The 17,459-nt window shown below is 66.5% G+C and carries 13 protein-coding genes and 1 pseudogene; 6 read left to right on the top strand and 8 right to left on the bottom strand.

Translation table 11 applies throughout. From position 1 onward, the window contains the following. Positions 1–140 precede the first annotated feature (140 nt). From KHY18_RS05670 to KHY18_RS05660, 3 genes are all read right to left on the bottom strand, one after another. Positions 141–1,184 carry a FecR family protein gene (locus KHY18_RS05670; protein WP_213295374.1) on the bottom strand — a complete coding sequence of 348 codons (1,044 nt, stop codon included), beginning with the start codon at positions 1,182–1,184 and terminating at the stop codon, positions 141–143. Between the two features lies 1 nt (position 1,185). Further along, positions 1,186–1,671: a sigma-70 family RNA polymerase sigma factor gene (locus tag KHY18_RS05665; protein ID WP_213295555.1), complete on the bottom strand. Its 486-nt coding sequence runs from the start codon at positions 1,669–1,671 to the stop codon at positions 1,186–1,188. A 154-nt stretch (positions 1,672–1,825) separates the two neighbouring features. Next, positions 1,826–2,740, bottom strand: coding sequence for a LysR family transcriptional regulator (locus KHY18_RS05660; RefSeq protein ID WP_213295371.1), 915 nt, complete (start codon positions 2,738–2,740; stop codon positions 1,826–1,828). Between the two features lie 167 nt (positions 2,741–2,907). Here KHY18_RS05660 and KHY18_RS05655 point away from each other — a divergent pair, with 167 nt between their 5' ends. From KHY18_RS05655 to KHY18_RS05640, 4 genes are all read left to right on the top strand, one after another. After that, positions 2,908–3,756: an alpha/beta hydrolase gene (locus tag KHY18_RS05655; protein WP_213295368.1), complete on the top strand. Its 849-nt coding sequence runs from the start codon at positions 2,908–2,910 to the stop codon at positions 3,754–3,756. A 200-nt stretch (positions 3,757–3,956) separates the two neighbouring features. Beyond that, positions 3,957–5,180, top strand: a complete 1,224-nt coding sequence (locus tag KHY18_RS05650; protein WP_213295366.1) for an efflux RND transporter periplasmic adaptor subunit — start codon at positions 3,957–3,959, stop codon at positions 5,178–5,180. 25 nt (positions 5,181–5,205) lie between these two features. Continuing rightward, a complete protein-coding gene (locus KHY18_RS05645) occupies positions 5,206–8,436 on the top strand; it encodes an efflux RND transporter permease subunit (RefSeq protein WP_213295363.1) in 3,231 nt (1,076 codons plus the stop codon). Between the two features lie 16 nt (positions 8,437–8,452). Further along, positions 8,453–9,889 carry an efflux transporter outer membrane subunit gene (locus KHY18_RS05640; RefSeq protein WP_249728942.1) on the top strand — a complete coding sequence of 479 codons (1,437 nt, stop codon included), beginning with the start codon at positions 8,453–8,455 and terminating at the stop codon, positions 9,887–9,889. A 340-nt stretch (positions 9,890–10,229) separates the two neighbouring features. On the opposite strand, the gene KHY18_RS05635 is transcribed toward KHY18_RS05640, so the two are convergent. The 3 genes and pseudogenes from KHY18_RS05635 to KHY18_RS05625 all read right to left on the bottom strand — a co-directional run bounded on the left by KHY18_RS05635 (position 10,230) and on the right by KHY18_RS05625 (position 13,577). After that, complete coding sequence (locus tag KHY18_RS05635) at positions 10,230–11,201, bottom strand: tripartite tricarboxylate transporter substrate binding protein (protein ID WP_213295358.1); 972 nt, start codon at positions 11,199–11,201, stop codon at positions 10,230–10,232. A 28-nt stretch (positions 11,202–11,229) separates the two neighbouring features. After that, a pseudogene (locus KHY18_RS27415) lies at positions 11,230–12,114 on the bottom strand (NAD(P)-dependent oxidoreductase). A 14-nt stretch (positions 12,115–12,128) separates the two neighbouring features. Then, positions 12,129–13,577, bottom strand: coding sequence for an aldehyde dehydrogenase (locus KHY18_RS05625; protein ID WP_213295355.1), 1,449 nt, complete (start codon positions 13,575–13,577; stop codon positions 12,129–12,131). 163 nt (positions 13,578–13,740) lie between these two features. On the opposite strand from KHY18_RS05625, the gene KHY18_RS05620 reads away from it, so the two are divergent. Further along, positions 13,741–14,466: an IclR family transcriptional regulator gene (locus KHY18_RS05620; RefSeq protein ID WP_249728941.1), complete on the top strand. Its 726-nt coding sequence runs from the start codon at positions 13,741–13,743 to the stop codon at positions 14,464–14,466. An 18-nt stretch (positions 14,467–14,484) separates the two neighbouring features. Here the strand turns inward: KHY18_RS05620 and KHY18_RS05615 are convergent, their stop codons facing one another. Further along, entirely contained in the window at positions 14,485–15,099 is a 615-nt protein-coding gene (locus KHY18_RS05615; RefSeq protein ID WP_213295352.1) for a hypothetical protein, read from the bottom strand. Positions 15,100–15,407: 308 nt separating this feature from the next. Here KHY18_RS05615 and KHY18_RS05610 point away from each other — a divergent pair, with 308 nt between their 5' ends. Next, positions 15,408–15,764 (top strand): PRC-barrel domain-containing protein, encoded by a 357-nt coding sequence (locus KHY18_RS05610; protein ID WP_213295343.1) that lies wholly within the window; start codon positions 15,408–15,410, stop codon positions 15,762–15,764. Between the two features lie 90 nt (positions 15,765–15,854). On the opposite strand, the gene KHY18_RS05605 is transcribed toward KHY18_RS05610, so the two are convergent. Beyond that, positions 15,855–17,459, bottom strand: a complete 1,605-nt coding sequence (locus tag KHY18_RS05605; RefSeq protein ID WP_213295335.1) for a DHA2 family efflux MFS transporter permease subunit — start codon at positions 17,457–17,459, stop codon at positions 15,855–15,857.

The following is a 17,459-nucleotide window of genomic DNA, read 5'->3' as shown; positions in this document are numbered from 1 at the left end:
GACAAGCTCACCACGAACGGGGGCAAGAGCGGTGCAGCGAAAGTTGGACGGGAGCATGCACGGAAACCTCCCGCTCCCCCGTTCGTCCTGAGCTTGTCGAAGGATGAACGTCCTGCCCTCAAGCCAAGAGAGCAAGACGCTCAAGACGCTCCCGCCTGCAAATCCACCCACACCCAGCGCGAAGCCAGAAACCGCATGCGCAGCTGCGGAAACGAGCGTTGCAGCAGCCGCAATGTCTGTGCCGTATCGTCCAGCGGCAGTACGCCCGAGACGCGGATGTCGGCCAGCGCCGCGCGATCAAAGCGTATGGGCCCGGGGTGGTGGCGCGCGATCTGGTCCAGCACTTCGGGCAGGGGGCGGTCGTTCACCACCAGCTGATGCCGGCGCCAGCCTTGTTCCACCCCTTGCGGGTCCATGTCTTCGACGGCGGAGATGCCGTCGCTGCCCAGGCGCACGCGCTGGCCGGCCTGTACCACCAGGGCTTGGTCGCTGCCGCTTTGCCATTGCTGCGGGGTCTGCACGGCGACGCGCGACTCGAGCATTTCCAGCGTCACCTGGCCGTTGTCGTAGCGCACGGCAAAACGCGTGCCCAGCGCGCGAATGCGGCCCAGCGGCGTCTGCACATAGAACGGCCGCGCCGCGTCCTTGGCGACTTCGACCAGGATGCTGCCGCGCACCAGTTCCAGCACGCGGCGGTCGGCGCTCACTTGCCAATTGATCGCGCCCGTGCCGCTGAGCGTGACCTGCGAGCCGTCGCTGAGCGTGCGTTCGCGCCATTGGCCCGTGCTGGCGTGCATGTCGCTCCAGAGCAGCGCGGGCGGGTGGTTGTGCACCGTGAGCCAGGTGGGCATGGCCAGCAGCACGACCAGGGCCAGGGCGCCGCCCACGCGCGCCGTGAGCCGGCGCCGGCGGGTGGCCGTGCGCTGGCCGCGCACCGCATCAAGGGCGGCCTGGGCGGCGCGCGCTTCGGTCGGGCTGCCGCCCAGCTGCTGCACCTGGACGACAAAGGCCTGCAGCCGGGCCGCGGCCTGGGCATGGCGCGGGTCCAGCGCCTGCCATTGCGCAAAGCCTTGCTGCGCCCGGGCCTGCTCGGCGGCGTCGTCGCTGTCGAGCTGCACTATCCAGGCCGCTGCCTGGCGCGCGATATCCGCGCTGCTGGGCAGGCTGTGCAAGGGCGCCGACATCTCAGCCTTCGAGCGCCAGATGGCAATGCGTGAGCGCCTGGATCAGATACTTCTGGACCATCTTGGTCGACACGCCCAGCTGCTGCGCGATCTGCGCATGGGTCTGGCCTTCGAGATAGCACAGCAAGAAGGCCTGGCGCGCCTTGGCCGACAGCCCGGCGAGCGCGGCTTCGATCTGCATGAGTGCCTGCACGGCTTCGAGCAGTTCCTGCGCCGAAGGTGCGCCCTGGTTCGCCGACATCGCGAGCGCCAGTTCCTGCAGATACGCCTTTTCGATGAGATCACGCCGTGCCTGGTCGATCATCAGCCGCTTGGCCGTGGTCACCAGATAGGCGCGCGGTTCCTGCACGCCCAGCAGGCCGTCGCGCGAGGCGAGAATGCGCACAAAGGTGTCCTGGGCCACATCGGCCGCATGGTGGCCGCAGCCCAGCTTGCGGCGCAGCCAGCCGAACAGCCAGCCATGGTGGTCGCTGTACAGCGCATGCATCTGCTGCTGAAAGGCCGTTTCCACGGCGGACGTCGGACCTTCCTGTAGGCAATGCACTTTGAGCGGTTTCAATATATGAGAATGGTTCCCATTCTATTCGGTGCTGGCGCGGCACCGGCAGCGCACCCTGAGCGCCAAAGGGACATGGCCGCGTTCAGGCGCGCTGCAGCAGCGGGTTCTGGGCGAACAATTCGGCCGCCCAGTCGACAAACGCGCGCACCTTGGCGCTCAGGTGGCGGTTGGGCGGATAGACCACATACACGGGCAGCGCAGGCTGGGGCCAGTCGGGCAGCAGCGCCACCAGTTCGCCGCGTTCCAGATGCGGCTGGGCCTGGAAGGTGGTGATCTGGCCCACGCCCTGGCCGGCGACGATGGCGAACACATAGGCATTGCTTTCGTTCACCGTGAGGTGCGGGTTGTTGGCGATCTCCAGGACTTCGCCGTCGCGGTGGAATTCCAGCGGATAGCGGCGCTGCGAGACCGGCGAGAAATAGGTCACGATGCGGTGGCCCGATTCCAGGTCCAGCGGATGCGCGGGCGTGCCGTGCTGCGCAAGATAGTCGGGCGTGGCGACGGTGATGAACTCCAGGTTGCCTATGCGCCGCGCGACCAGCGACTGGTCGCTGAGTTCGCCGCCGCGTATCACGCAGTCTACGTTGTCGCTGATCAGATCGATGGTGCGGTCGCTGACGCCCAGGTCGATCTGGATGTCGGGGTAGCGCTGCTGGAATTCGGCCAGCCGCGGAATGATCAGCATGCGCGCCACCGAAGTACCGATGTCGACGCGCAGCCGGCCGCGCGGGTTGGCGCGCGCATGGGTCATGCTCGCTTCCATGTCGTCGAAGTCGGCGAGCAGGCGCACGGCGCGGTCGTAGTAGGCCGCGCCGTCGGTGGTCACGGTGACGCGGCGCGTCGTGCGGTTGAGCAGCTTCACGCGCAGACGCTCTTCGAGCGCCTGCACATGCTTGGTCACGGTGGCCTTGGGCAGTTGCAGCGAATCGGCCGCATGCGTGAACGTTCCGGCCTCGACCACGCGCGCAAACGTGCGCATGGCTTGTATCTGATCCATGGGCTCTCCTTGTGCGTTGGGGGGTGGTCAGCAGGTGGCGAATTCTGACATGCGGTCTCTATGCCTATTGTTCAGGATTTGGAAACAGTGCGGCAACGTTTCTCGGGTTTATGCGCGGGTCGCGAACGTTTACATTTGTGTCTCCACGGTTCCGCCCGGATCACACCATGACTTCAACTTCGCCTGACCGCCCATCACCTTCGCTTCATACCGACGCCGCCATTGCGCTGGCGTCCGGTGAGGAGGTGGTCGTGCGCACCTATGGCAGCAAGAAAGCCGGTGAGACCTTGCCGCTGGTCGTGCATTTCCATGGCGGAGCCTTCATCTCCGGTTCGCTCGACAGCGGCTGCACCGTGGCCCATCTGCTCGAAGCAGCGGGAGCGCGTGTGGTGTCGGTGGCCTATCCGCTGGCGCCCGAGCATCCGTTTCCGCGTCCGCTGGAGATCGGCTTCGAGGTGCTGCAGTGGGCGTTCAAGCACCGCACGCGGCTCGCGGGCAAGGGCGCCCAGGTCTACCTGGCGGGCGAGGAGGCCGGTGGCAATCTGGCGGCCGGCGTATGCATGATGGCGCGCGATCAGCGCCATCCGCCGCTGGCTGGACAGATCCTGCTGTCTCCCATGCTCGATCCCTGCGTGGGCACGCCTTCCGTGCGCGCCGCCACGGGCACGGCGACCGATTGCAAATGGGCCCAGGGCTGGCTGCAGTTCCTGCGCTCGGCCTGCGACGCCGTACACCCCTATGCCGTGCCCAGCACCGCCCAACGCCTGGCCGGCCTGCCGCCCACGCTGATGCTGGTGGGCCACAACGACCCCATGCGTGACGAAGCCCTGGCCTATGCGGGCCGGCTCGAAGCCGCGGGATTGAGCGTCACGCGCCATGTGTTCGACAAGGCCCAGCAATGGCCCGATGCGCTGCTCATTCCCGATCCCCGGCCATGCCCTTGTGCGCAGGAAGTGCAGGACCAGTTCCAGCAGTTCTTCAGCACCACGCGATGTCGGCCGCCCGACCCGGCCTGACCCTCTGAGCTCCTGACGCCTGCTGCCTGACAGCTGCGTGCCCTGGCCTGTGCCGGGACGCGCTGGCGCAGCCGTTCCCGCACGGCCGCCCCCCGACTTTCCATTTGTTTTCGATTTCCGACCTTTGCGCCGGAAGGGAGCATTGCGCCCGCAAAACGCCGACTTCCAGCTTTCACTCCTTTTCAAGACCAAGACCGACCATGAAACACCACTTCACCTCCTTGCCCCAGCGCTGGCGCACCGCGGCGATTGCCGCCGCCGCCATTGCCGTCGTCGGCGGCGCGGCTTTCGGCCTGCAGGCTTCGGCTCAAGCACCGGATGCACCCGCCGCGCCACCGGCGATTCCCGTCGCCGTGGCCCAGGTCACGCAGCAGGACGTCGCGCTGTGGGACGAATTCTCGGGCCGGCTCGAAGCCGTGCAGCGCGTGGACATCCGCCCGCGCGTCGCCGGCGCCGTGCAGGCCGTGCATTTCCGTGAAGGCGCGCTGATCAAGCAGGGCGACCTGCTGTTCACGCTCGACGCCGCGCCGTTCAACGCCGATGTCGATCGCGCCCAGGCCCAGGTGGTCGCGGCCCAGGCCCGGCTGTCGTATACGCACAGCGAAATGGAACGCTCGACCCGCCTGTGGGAAGAACGTGCCATCGCCCAGCGCGAGCACGACGAGCGCGTCAACGCCCAGCGCGAAGCCGATGCGAATCTGCGCGCCGCCCAGGCCGCGCTGCAGACCGCGCGCCTGAACCTGGGCTATACCCAGGTGCGCGCGCCCATCGCCGGGCGCGTGGGCCGCGTCGAAGTCACGGTGGGCAATCTCGTGGCCTCGGGCGCGAGCGCGCCGGTGCTGACCACCATGGTGTCGGTGAGCCCGATCTACGCGAGCTTCGACAGCGATGAGCAAGTGGTGGTCAAGGCGCTCGACGCTCTTGAAGCCGGCCAGGGCGGGCGCGCACGCATTGAGCGCATTCCGGTGCAAATGGGCACGGGCACGGCCGGCGGCACGCCGCATGCGGGCCATCTGCAGTTGATCGACAACCAGGTCGATGCGCAAAGCGGCACGGTGCGCGTGCGCGCGGTGTTCGAGAACCAGGACGGCGCGCTGATGCCCGGCCAGTTCGCGCGCATTCGCATGGGCCAGGCGGGCGTGACGTCCGCCGTGCTGGTCAACGAGCGCGCGGTCGGCACCGACCAGAGCAAGAAGTACGTGATGGTCGTCGGTGCGGGCGAAGTCGCTGAGTACCGCGAAGTGCAGCTGGGCGCGCCGGTCAATGGAATGCGCATCGTCACTTCGGGCCTCAAGGCCGGTGAACGCATCGTCGTCAACGGCCTGCAGCGCGTGCGCCCAGGTGCACGTATTGAAGCGCAAGACGTGCCCATGGCCAACAAGCCTGAAGTCGCGGCCAAGAACGCCAAACAGCCCGCCGCCTGAACGCGGTGACTGAAAAGAACAATATATGAACCTCTCCCGCTTTTTCATTGACCGCCCGATCTTTGCCGGGGTGCTGTCGGTGCTGATCTTCCTGGCCGGCCTGATCGCCTTGCGCGCGCTGCCGATCTCGGAGTATCCCGACGTCGCTCCGCCATCGGTCGTGGTGCGCGCCCAGTACCCGGGCGCCAATCCCAAGGTGATCGCCGAAACCGTGGCCACGCCGCTGGAAGAATCGATCAACGGCGTCGAAGGCATGCTCTACATGGGCAGCCAGGCGACGACTGACGGCGTGATGACGCTCACCGTGACCTTCGCTCTGGGCACCGACCCCGACAAGGCGCAGCAGCTGGTGCAAAACCGCGTCTCGCAGGCCGAGCCGCGCCTGCCCGAGGAAGTGCGCCGCCTGGGTATCACCACCATCAAGAGCGCGCCCGACCTGACCATGGTCGTGCACATGGTCTCGCCCAATGACCGCTACGACATCGACTACCTGCGCAACTACGCGGTGCTCAATGTCAAGGACCGTCTGGCGCGCATCCAGGGCGTGGGCCAGGTGCAGATCTTCGGCGGCGGCGACTACGCCATGCGCGCCTGGCTGGACCCGCAGAAAGTCGCGCAGCGCGGCCTGTCGGCCGCCGACGTCGTCGCCGCGATCCGCGGCCAGAACGTGCAGGCCGCGGCCGGCGTGGTCGGCGCTTCGCCGGGCCTGCCTGGCGTCGACATGCAACTGTCGATCAACGCCCAGGGCCGTCTGCAGACCGAGGAAGAGTTCGGCGACATCATCGTCAAGTCGGGTGCCGACGGCGCGGTGACGCGGCTGCGCGATGTCGCGCGCCTGGAACTGGGTGCGGCCGACTACGCGCTGCGCTCGCTGCTCAACAACGAGCCCGCCGTGGGCATGGGCGTGTTCCAGGCCCCGGGCTCGAACGCGCTCGACATCTCGGCCAATGTGCGCGCCACGATGGCCGAGCTGCAGAAGAACATGCCCGAAGGCGTGGAATTCCGCATCGCCTACGACCCCACGCAGTTCGTGCGCGCCTCGATCAAGTCCGTGATCACCACGCTGCTCGAAGCCGTGGCCCTGGTGGTGCTGGTCGTGGTGCTGTTCCTGCAGACCTGGCGCGCGTCCATCATTCCGCTGCTGGCCGTGCCGGTGTCGGTCGTGGGCACGTTTGCCGTGCTGCACCTGCTGGGCTTTTCGATCAACGCGCTGAGCCTGTTCGGGCTGGTGCTGGCCATCGGTATCGTCGTCGATGACGCCATCGTGGTCGTGGAAAACGTCGAGCGCAACATCGAAATGGGGCTGTCTCCGCGCGAAGCCACGTACCGTGCGATGCGCGAAGTCTCGGGGCCCATCATCGCCATCGCGCTGGTGCTGGTCGCGGTGTTCGTGCCGCTGGCCTTCATCAGCGGGCTCACGGGCCAGTTCTACCGCCAGTTCGCGGTGACCATCGCGATCTCGACGGTGATCTCGGCAATCAACTCGCTGACGCTGGCGCCCGCGCTCAGCGCGCTGCTGCTCAAGGGCCATGACGCGCCCAAGGACGCGCTGACGCGCGGCATGGACCGCGTGCTCGGCGGGTTCTTTCGCCGCTTCAACCGCCTGTTCCAGCGCGGCTCCGACGCCTACAGCGGCGGCGTGCAGCGCGTGATCGGCCGCAAGGCGCTGATGCTGGTGATCTATCTGGCGCTGGTCGGCGCGACCTGGGGCCTGTTCAAGATCGTTCCCGGCGGCTTTGTGCCGGCGCAGGACAAGCAATACCTCGTGGGCTTTGCCCAGCTGCCCGACGGCGCGACGCTGGACCGCACCGACGAAGTGATTCGCCGCATGGGCGAGATCGTCAAGCAGAACCCCAACGTCGAGGACGCGCTGGCGTTCACCGGCCTGTCGATCAACGGTTTCACCAACAGCTCGAATTCGGGCGTGGTGTTCGTCACGCTCAAGCCTTTTGCCGAGCGTACGCAAGCTGACCAGAGCGGCGCGGCCGTGGCCGGCCAGCTGAACCAGGCGTTCGGCGGCATCCAGGAAGCCTTCATCGCGCTGTTCCCGCCGCCACCGGTGGCCGGGCTGGGCACGACCGGCGGCTTCAAGCTGCAGATCGAGGACCGCGCTTCGTTGGGCTATGAGGCCATGGACGCGGCCGTGAAGGCCTTCATGGCCAAGGCTTACCAGACCCCTGAACTCGCGGGCCTGTTCACCAGCTGGCAGGTCAACGTACCCCAGCTCTACGCCAATATCGACCGCACCAAGGCGCGCCAGCTGGGCGTTCCCGTGACCGATATCTTCGAGACGCTGCAGATCTATCTGGGCAGCCTGTACGCCAACGACTTCAACCAGTTCGGCCGTACCTACAGCGTGCGCGTGCAAGCCGATGCGGCCTACCGCGCGCGCGCCGAAGATGTGGGCCTGCTGCAGGTGCGCTCCACCACCGGCCAGATGGTGCCGCTGTCGGCGCTGATGAAGCTCGAGCCCAGCTTCGGCCCCGAGCGTGCGATGCGCTACAACGGCTTCCTGTCGGCCGACGTCAGCGGCGGCCCCGCGCCCGGCTTCTCGTCGGGCCAGGCCCAGGCCGCGATCGAACGCGTGGCCGCCGAAACCCTGCCGCAAGGCATTGGCTATGAGTGGACCGAGCTGACCTACCAGGAAATCCTGGCCGGAAATTCCGCGCTGCTGGTGTTCCCGCTGGCCATCCTGCTGGTGTTCCTGGTGCTGGCCGCGCAATACGAAAGTCTCACGCTGCCCATCGCCATCATTCTGATCGTTCCCATGGGCTTGCTCGCGGCGATGACGGGCGTGTGGCTCAGCGGCGGCGACAACAATGTGTTCACGCAGATCGGGCTGATCGTGCTGGTGGGGCTGTCGGCGAAGAACGCGATCCTGATCGTGGAATTCGCGCGCGAACTCGAATTTGCCGGGCGCACACCGATACAGGCCGCGATCGAGGCCAGCCGCCTGCGGCTGCGCCCGATCTTGATGACCTCACTGGCCTTTGTGATGGGTGTGCTGCCCCTGGTGCTGGCCACGGGCGCGGGCGCCGAAATGCGCAGCGCCATGGGCGTGGCGGTGTTCTTCGGAATGATAGGCGTCACGGCCTTCGGCCTGTTCCTCACGCCTGTGTTCTATGTCGTGCTGCGCCGCATGGCCGGCAACCGGCCTTTGCTGCAGCACCCTGGCCCGGACGCTCCTTCGCCTGAGCATGGCTCTGGCGCGGTAGCCCACCCCGTACTGGCCGCCCCGCGTGGCCACGATGAATAAGAAGAGGATCCATTCCATGAAAGCCATCCCTTTGTTGGCCCGGCCGCGCCTCGCGCTGCTGACCCCGCTGTTCGCCGCGCTGGTACTTGCCGGCTGCGCCAGCGCCTTGCCGGCTCCGGCCGAACATGCAGGCATCGACCTGCCCACCACCTTCAGCAGTGCCGAAGGCGGTACCTGGACGCAGACCGCTGCGGCCGAAGCCCAGGCGCGCGGCGCCTGGTGGCTGGCGTTTGCCGACCCGCAGCTGACCGCCTTGGTCGAGCGCGCGGGCGACGCGAACACCGATATCCAGGCCGCCGCCGCGCGCCTGGCCGAAGCGCGCTCTTTGCTGCGCTCGGCCGACGCCCAGCGCCTGCCGCAGATCGGTGCCTCGGCGGGCGTGGCGCGCCAGGCCGGCCTGCAGACCACGGGCAATACCACGCCGGCGACGGTGGGCACGGCGGGTCTGAACCTGTCGTATGAAGTCGATCTGTTCGGCAAGCTGTCGCAGGCCAGCGCCGCCGCGCTGCAGGACGCGCAGGCACGCGCCGCGCTGCTGCAAAGCACGCGCCTGATGGTCCAGGCCGATGTGGCCCAGACCTATCTGCAATTGCGTTCCGTTCAGACCGAGCGCGCGCTGGTCGTGCAAAGCCTGGATATCTACCGCGACAGCCTGCGCCTGACGACGCGGCGCTTCCAGGCCGGCGACGCCGCCGAACTCGACGTGGCGCGCATGCAGACCGAAGTCTCGGCCACCGAGTTCGAAGTGTTGGCGCTCGAACGCCAGCAGGCCGTGCTGGTGCATGCGCTGGCGGTGCTGACGGGCGAAGTCGCGGGCCGGTTTGCGCTGGCAGATGAGCAGACCCAGGCGACGCTGCCGGTGATTCCGGCCGGCGTTCCTGCCGCGGTGCTGGCGCGCCGCCCCGACGTCTCGGCCGCCCAGGCCAATGTGCAGGCCGCGCTGGCGCGCGTGGGCGTGGCCCAGACCGCGTGGTTTCCGTCCATCGTGCTGACCGCCAACGGCGGCTATGCCTCGCCCGAACTCGGCGATCTGCTGCGCTGGTCGGCGCGTTCCTGGGGCCTCAACGCCTTGCTGTCGCTGCCTATCTTCGACGGCGGCCAGCGCGCGGCGCAGGAAGAGGGCGCCAAGGCGCGACTCGAAGCGGCGATCGCCGCCCAGCGCGGCCAGGTGCTCACGGCGTTTCGCGATGTGGAAGACCAACTGAGCGCGCTGCGCCTGCTGGCGGGCCAGTCCGAAGTGCTGGCCCAGGCCGTGCAGTCGGCCGAGCGCGCCAGCCATCTGTCGGACGTGCGCTACCGCAACGGCTATGTGAGCCAGCTCGAACTGCTGGACGCGCGCCGCAACGCGCTGCGCCAGCGCCGCAATGCCCTGCAGGTCAGCACCGCGCAATACACCACCACGGTGATGCTGATCCGCGCGATCGGGGGGAGCTGGGAGCAGGGGGCGGTGTAAAGCTTTCCCTTCGCCCCGCGCTTCTGGCTGGCGATGAACGGTCTGTTCTCGATCTACGAGGGCAGGCCGTTCGTCCTTCGGTAAACTCTCAAGTAGCAGTTTTTTCATCAATTAAATCAAGTGCTTAGAAAGCACTCGATTTGTGCAAACAGCGACGAGCGCTTCCAAACCGTTCGTGGTGAGCCTCCCTGGCCGGGCGCGTCGAACCATGAACGGCCCGTTCTCATGACTCGAGCGCAGGCCGTTCATCCTTCGACAGGCTCAGGACGAACGGGGGATGAGGCCCGCTGTTTCTTTTTGACGCCTTGCGAGACTTTGTCTCGCTCACCCCGCCCCCCCCTCAATTCACCGTCGCCCCCGAAGTCGCCACGATCTTCTTCCATTTCTGCGCTTCCTCATCCATGAAGCTGCGGAACTCGGCCGGGCTGTTGGCTACGATTTCGGCGCCCAGGTCGATCAGCTTGGCCTGCATGTCGGGCTGGGCGATGATGGCCTTGATGTCCTGGCTGATGCGCTCGCTCAGCGGCGCCGCGATGCGCGCCGGCGCGAGCACGCCGAACCAGGTAGCGGCCTCGAACTTGTCGAGGCCGGCTTCGGCAAACGTCGGGATGTTGGGCACCTTCTGCACGCGCTTGTCATTGGCCAGCGCGATGGCACGCAGCTTGCCTGAAGCGATATAGGGCAGCACCACGGTGAGCGTCGCATACATCGCGTCCACGCTGCCGCCCAGCAGGTCGGTGATCGCGGGCGCGTCGCCGCGGTAGGGCACATGCGTGGTCCTGGCCTGCACGGCGGTGTTGAACATTTCGCCCGCCAGATGCTGGGCCGTGCCGTTGCCGGGCGAGGCAAACGACAGCGCGCTCTGCTCCTTTTTCGCCAGCGCGATGAACTCCTTGAGATTGGTGGCGGCCAGGCCCGGGCGCACCACGAGCACCAGCGGCACCTTGGCGACCAGCGAGATTGGCGAGAAGTCCTTGACCGGGTCGAAGTCGAGCTTGCTGTAGATGCTGCCCGCGATGGTATGGGCCGACGTGGTCATGTAGAGCGTCTGGCCGTCGGCGGCCATGCGCGCGAGCTGGCTTGCGGCCAGCGTGGTGCCGGCGCCGGGCTTGTTCTCTATCACCACGGGCTGGCTCCACCTGGCGGTCAGCTTGTCGCCCAGCGTGCGCGCGATGATGTCGGTCGCTCCGCCCGCGGCGTAGGGCACGACCATCTTGACCGGACCCTTGGGGTAGCCGGCCTGGGCCCAGGACAGTGCGGGAGCGAGGGCGCCGGCCACGCAGGCGGCGGTGAAGGTTCTGCGGGAAGTCATCGTGTTGTCTCCTGGTTTGTTATGGATTTCAGTGCTTGCCCGCGATCAGCTCGCTGATGACCGGGTGGTATTGGTCGCCTACGCCGGCGTCTATGGCCTGGTCGAACCACTCGCCGACCAGCTGCGCGCCCCTGGCCGGAACGCCGTGTTCCTGCGCCAGTTCGAGCGCGTAAAGCAGGTCTTTGCGCGCATAGCGCACGGAGAAGGTGCGCTCGGGAAAGGTCTCGGGCAGCACGGCTTTCATTCCGTGGTTGCGCAGCGCGAAGCTGTCGGCCGAGCCCTTGGACAGCGTCTCGAACAGCACGCCGGCATCGACGCCCGCGCGCACGCCTATGGCCTTGGCTTCGCTGATCGCGACCACGGTCTCGAACAGCACCATGTTGTTGAGAATCTTGAGGACCTGGCCGCAGCCCACGCCGCCGCACAGCGCGATGTCGGACGCAAAGGTGGCGATCAGCGGCTGCACGCGCGCGAAGTCTTCGGGCGTGCCGCCGACCATCACGGCCAGCGTTCCTGCTTCGGCCGCGGCGCGGGTGCGCGCCACGGGAGCGTCCATGAACGTCACGCCGATGGCCGCGAAATCGCGCGCCAGTTCACGCGTGGTCGATACCGGCGAGGTGCTCAGGTCGATGATGGTCTGGCCGCTGCGCGCCTGGGCCAGCAGGCCCTGGGGCTGGCGGCTCAGACGCTCGACGATTTCGCCCGAAGGCAGCGACAGGAAGATCGTCTCGCAGTCGCGCAGTATTTCTTCCAGCGTCGCGGACTGCACGCCTTAGGCATGCAGGCGCGCCAGCGGCGCCGGGTCCAGATCCGACGCCAGGATCTGCTGGCCCGACTTGCGCGCCAGGTTGCGGCACATGGGCTCGCCCATCACGCCCAGTCCGATGAAACCCAGTTTTTTCTCAGTGCTCATAGTCATTTCTCGTCTCACATTCCAAAAAAAATGCCTTTGGCCTGCTGGTACAGGTGCACGCCCTGTATGCCTTTTTCGCGGCCTATGCCGCTGTCCTTGAAGCCGCCGAACGGCGTGGCAATCGACAGCTGCTTGTAGGTGTTGATCCAGACCGTGCCGGCTTCGAGCGCGCGTGCCACGCGCCAGGCGCGCTGGTAGCTGCCGGTCCAGATGCCCGAGGCCAGGCCGAACACCGAGGCATTTGCCTGTGCGACCAGATCGGCCTCGTCGTCAAACGGCATCAGGCACAGCACCGGACCGAAGATTTCCTGCTGGGCAATCGCATCGCTGTTGCGCATGCCGGTCAGAATCGTCGGCAGGTAGAACGCGCCCGCGGCCAGCGCCTGGTCTTGCGGCGCGCGCGCGCCGCATTCGGCCTTGGCGCCGGCGGCGATCGCCTGCTCGACCATGGACGCGACCTTGTCGCGGTGGGCAAAGCTCGCCATCGGGCCCATCTGCGCCTGGGCCTGGTCGGGCAGGTGCACGGTGATGGCGCGTGCGCGCTGCACGAGTTTTTGCAGCACCGCGTCATAGACGCCGCGCTGCACGAAAGCGCGCGAACCCGCGACGCACGACTGGCCGCTGCCTTCGAAAATGCCGCCCGCAATGCTGTCGACGGCCAGATCGAGATCGGCGTCGTCGAACACGATATGCGGCGACTTGCCGCCCAGCTCCAGCGCCACGGGCATCAGCTTGGCCGCGGCCGCCTGGCCGATGCGCCGGCCGCTTTCCGTGCCGCCCGTGAACGACACCAGCCGCACCTGCGGGTGCGCCACCAGCGCCGCGCCGACTTCATGGCCCCAGCCGGGCAGCACGTTCAGAATGCCTGGCGGCAGGCCGGCGTCGAGCGCAATCTTGCCCAGCAGCAGGCCGGTCGACGGCGTGACTTCCGAAGGCTTGAGAATCACCGCATTGCCCGCGGCCAGCGCGGGCGCGATCTTCTGCGCTTCCATGGTCATGGGCGAATTCCAGGGGGTGATCGCCACCACCACGCCATAGGGCTCATACACGGTCAGCGACAGGTAGTTGCCGCGCGCGGGCGTGACTTCCGAGCCCAGCGTTTCGCAGACACCCGCGTAGTAGCGGAAGGTCGCGGCCGCGCTCTTCACCTGGGCCTGGCACTCTTTCCAGACCTTGCCGTTTTCCAGCATCTGCAGCCGCGACATCGGGTCGCTGTGCGCCTCTATGCCTTCGGCGATGCGGTACAGGATGCGCGCGCGCTCCGCGGGCAGCATGTCGCGCCAGCCCGGCTGGCGGCAGGCCTGGTGCGCCGATGCGACGGCAGCCGCCGCGAACTGCGCGCCCGCGGCCGCCACTTCATGGTTGACCATGCCGGTCGCGGGATTGGTCGAGAACAGGCGCTCGACGCCGGGCTCGCCGTCCATCCATTCACCGCCGATCAACAACTTCTTGATTTCCATCATCGTTCCACTCCACAGAATTTGAAGCGGATTCTATGGCGTCAATGTTCTGTAAATCGACCAGTTTAGGGTATGCACTTAGGTTGATGGTTCTGTCCTGCAGAATTTCATCGCCGAAAATTTGGAACTTGACGGAAGACTTGGTCGGATCCGTCACAATCGCCGCATGAACGACAAGGCAACGAATTACGAGGCAAACATGGCGGGCGTGGCCGCCGTGGACAAGGCCATGCGCGTGGTGGTCGCGCTCGAGGCGGCGCGCGCGCCGCTGCGGTTGTCCGAAATTGCCGCGGCCACGGGCCTGTACAAGAGCGCGGTGCTCAGGCTGCTGGCCAGCCTGGAGAAATGCGGCCTGGTGGTGCGGCGCTCCGACAGCGCCTATTGCCTGGGCAATCTGGCGTTCCGGCTGGGGCGGGCCTTCGACTCGAGTTTTCGCTTTCGCGAACATCTGCTGCCGCTGATGCAAAAGCTCGTCGATGCGGGCGCGCCCAGCCCCTCATTCCATATCGTTCACGACGAGGCGACGCGGTTTTGCGTGCTGCGCCTGGACTCCAACCATTCGACGCTGGACCGCGTGCGCGCAGGCGATCTGCTGCCGCTGGCCGCGGGCGCGGCGGGCAAGGTGTTGCGCAAGGTGCCTTCGGATTTTCTGGCCGACCAATGGCCGTGGATACACCAGTCGCGCGGCGAGCGCGATCCCAGTTGCGGAGCGCTGTCGGCGCCCATCATCGGGCCGGGCGATACCTTGCTGGGCGCGCTGTCGCTGTCGGGGCCGCTGGCACAGTTCACCGATGCGTCGGTGGAGTTCATGGCGCCGTTGCTGATCGAGGCCTGTCAGCAGGGATCGCTGGCGCTGGGCGGGCGCGCGCGGCATGGCGTGACCGCGGGCTGAAAGCGCCCGGCCGGGGGCTTATTCCGCGGCTTGAGTGTTCACCGACGTGGTCTCTGTCCAGCAGCCCGTTGGTTGCACGGCGACCTGCGTCAATGGAGTGTCCGGGCCGGTCGCTTCGGGTTCGACCAGGCGATCGTCGGTTTCGAATTCGCAGGTCGAAGGCAAGTCGCGCTGCACGGGAATCTCCATGCGCTGCACCTGCAGCAGCCGGTTGGGCGAGGAGTGGACATGCAACTGCAGGTTCTCCAACGACAAGCTGCGCACCAGTTCGTCCGTTTCGCACTGCAGAAAACTGTCGTTCAGACCGCTTTCATCCATGCCGTAGAACGACGTGTCCAGAATTCCGGGCGGCTGGGCATCGCGATCGAAGACGCGCTCCCGATCGGGCACAGGCTGATTGCGCGCAGCGGTATTGGAGTTGCTGGAATAGCTCCAGCTGATCTGGCTGAGGAATTCCGCGATGTCGCTGGAGACCGGCTTGTCCATGGCGGTGCCGGGGGGCTGGGCGTTCGGATGAGCGCCTTGCGCCATCGTGCCCGCGGGGATGAATAGCGTGGGGGACTGAAAGGGACCGCGCGTGTCGTTGGACTGCGTGGGCGTGTCGTTGGCGGAGTTTTGTGAAGCTTTGAGCATGCGGATGGAATGAAGGGATCTGGATTGAGAAAGCGACCCAGGGGACGCACGGATGCGTGCACGCGCAAGACTTGCAACGCAGCGCTTTATCAAAGCTTTATTTGGCTAAGATAAATCAATTATCAATAGCATTAAGCTATTGTCAAGGTGCTGTCCATTCATCTTCTTCTGCGTTGTACCGGCCGTCGCCGCGACCCAAGGTCGGCTTCTCCTACGCCGCTGTCGGCCCGGTGACTACCCGGGTCCGGCGCTTGCGGCGTTAGCCTTGGGCTTGAAGTCATCCTGCTTCGGCACATTGAGGAATCCTTATGAATACACCCAATACCGCATCGAGCGTCATTTCTTCCGACAAGGTCAACGGCACCAATGTCTACAACCCCGCTGGCGAAAAGCTGGGCTCCATCGACTCGCTGATGATCGACAAGATTTCGGGCCGCGTGCGCTATGCGGTCATGGAGTTCGGCGGTTTCCTGGGCATTGGCACGGACCGCTATCCGCTGCCCTGGGACACCCTGAAGTACGAGCCTGAAATGGGCGGTTATGTGGTCGCGGTGGAGAAGTCGCAACTCGAAGGCGCGCCGCGCTATGCGCGCGAGACCTCGCCCGAGTACACCGACGAATACGGCCGCCGCGTCAACGATTACTACGGCACGCCTTATTTCTAGGCCGATGCTGTCAGCGGCGGGGCCTGATGGGCGCCGCCGGACATGAAAAAAGGGAGCCAAGGCTCCCTTTTTGTTCTGTGTGCGTGGGCTTCAATGCGCGCCGCCCGCATCGGCCGCGGCCCCGCCGCGCTCCGGCCGCTTGGTCAGCCAGATCATGGCGATCAGCAGCAGGAACAGCACCGACGAGCCGAGGAAGATGTCGTCCGCGGCGCGCGTGAATGCCTGCTGGTTGATCAGCTGATTGATCTGCGCCAGCGCCTGCGCCTGGCTCATTCCCGCGGCCTGCAGGTTCTGCAAGGTCTGGCCGAACACGCCTTGTCCCTGAATCAGTCCTTCGGTCAGATGGGCGTGGTGCATGGTCGCGCGGTTGTCCCACAGCGTGGTCGCGATCGAAGTGCCCATGGCGCCGGCCGTGATGCGCACGAAGTTGCTCAGCCCCGCGGCCGCGGGAATGCGTTCGGGCGGCAGACCGGCCAGCGTGAGCGTGGTCAGCGGAATGAAGAAGAACGCCATCGCGCCGCCCTGCAGCAGTGTCGGGATCAGGATGTGGATGAAATCCGTCTGCGTCGTGAAGTGCGAACGCAGCCACAGCACCAGCGCGAACACGATGAACGCGCCGGTGGCCATCTTGCGCGGGTCCCATTGCCCGACTTTCTTGCCGACCAGCGGCGTGAGCAAAATGGCGAAGATCCCCACGGGCGCGAGCGCCATGCCGGCCGAAGTCGCGGTATAGCCCATCCATTGCTGCAGCCACAGCGGCAGCAGCACCACGTTGCCGAAGAACAGGCCGTAGGCAATCGACAGCGCGAGAGACCCGGCCGCGAAGTTGCGCCTTGCGAACAGCCGCAGATCGACCACCGGGTGGGCGTCGGTCAGCTCCCAGACGATGAACACCGCAAGACCTATGACGGCCGCCACGGCCAGTCCTATGATTTCGCCCGACGAAAACCAGTCCAGCTCCTTGCCCTTGTCGAGCATCAGCTGCAGCGCGCCTACCCACAGCACCAGCAGCGCCAGCCCTATGGTGTCTATGGGCAGCTTGCGCGTGGGCGTCTCGCGCTGGCGGTAGATGCCCCAGGTCAGCGCCGCGGCGAACAGCCCCACGGGAACGTTGATGTAGAAGATCCAGGGCCAGGAAATGTTGTCGGTGATCCAGCCCCCGAGCAGGGGCCCGACAACGGGCGCGACCAGCGTCGTCACCCCCCAGAGCGCCAGCGCCGTTCCGGCCATGGCCGTGGGGTAGCTCGACAGCAGCAGCGTCTGCGACAGCGGAATCATCGGTCCGGCGACCAGCCCTTGCAGCACGCGGAAGAACACCAGCATTTCGAGCGAAGTCGCAAAGCCGCAAAGCCAGGACGTCAGCACGAACAGCAGCACGCTCACGGTGAACAGGCGCACGGCGCCGAAGCGCTGCGTGAGCCAGCCGGTCAGCGGCACGGAAATCGCGTTGGCCACACCGAAGCTGGTGATCACCCAGGTGCCCTGGGTAGGGCTCACGCCCAGATCGCCCGAGATCGCGGGAATCGCCACGTTGGCGATGGACGAGTCGAGCACGTTCATGAACGTGGCCAGCGACAGCGCCATGGTGCCCAGCAGCAATGCCGGGCCGTGCAGCGGCGACAGCCGCAGCGGCTGGATGGGGGCGCCGGGCGCGCGCGGGGCGGACCCCGCGGCGGCGGTGGAGGGGGTACTCAT

The organism is Acidovorax sp. CCYZU-2555 (genome assembly GCF_018413525.1).
GTDB lineage: Bacteria > Pseudomonadota > Gammaproteobacteria > Burkholderiales > Burkholderiaceae_C > Comamonas.
This window is presented reverse-complemented; position numbering and strand designations above follow the sequence as displayed.

Coding starts and splice junctions, on each gene's coding strand:
- KHY18_RS05650 (WP_213295366.1), top strand. CDS start 3,957: ATGAAACACCACTTCACCTCCTTGCCCCAGCGCTGGCGCACCGCGGCG.
- KHY18_RS05645 (WP_213295363.1), top strand. CDS start 5,206: ATGAACCTCTCCCGCTTTTTCATTGACCGCCCGATCTTTGCCGGGGTG.
- KHY18_RS05655 (WP_213295368.1), top strand. CDS start 2,908: ATGACTTCAACTTCGCCTGACCGCCCATCACCTTCGCTTCATACCGAC.
- KHY18_RS05605 (WP_213295335.1), bottom strand. CDS start 17,459: ATGAGTACCCCCTCCACCGCCGCCGCGGGGTCCGCCCCGCGCGCGCCC.
- KHY18_RS05620 (WP_249728941.1), top strand. CDS start 13,741: ATGAACGACAAGGCAACGAATTACGAGGCAAACATGGCGGGCGTGGCC.
- KHY18_RS05610 (WP_213295343.1), top strand. CDS start 15,408: ATGAATACACCCAATACCGCATCGAGCGTCATTTCTTCCGACAAGGTC.
- KHY18_RS05635 (WP_213295358.1), bottom strand. CDS start 11,201: ATGACTTCCCGCAGAACCTTCACCGCCGCCTGCGTGGCCGGCGCCCTC.
- KHY18_RS05660 (WP_213295371.1), bottom strand. CDS start 2,740: ATGGATCAGATACAAGCCATGCGCACGTTTGCGCGCGTGGTCGAGGCC.
- KHY18_RS05640 (WP_249728942.1), top strand. CDS start 8,453: ATGAAAGCCATCCCTTTGTTGGCCCGGCCGCGCCTCGCGCTGCTGACC.
- KHY18_RS05625 (WP_213295355.1), bottom strand. CDS start 13,577: ATGATGGAAATCAAGAAGTTGTTGATCGGCGGTGAATGGATGGACGGC.
- KHY18_RS05615 (WP_213295352.1), bottom strand. CDS start 15,099: ATGCTCAAAGCTTCACAAAACTCCGCCAACGACACGCCCACGCAGTCC.
- KHY18_RS05670 (WP_213295374.1), bottom strand. CDS start 1,184: ATGTCGGCGCCCTTGCACAGCCTGCCCAGCAGCGCGGATATCGCGCGC.
- KHY18_RS05665 (WP_213295555.1), bottom strand. CDS start 1,671: ATGCATGCGCTGTACAGCGACCACCATGGCTGGCTGTTCGGCTGGCTG.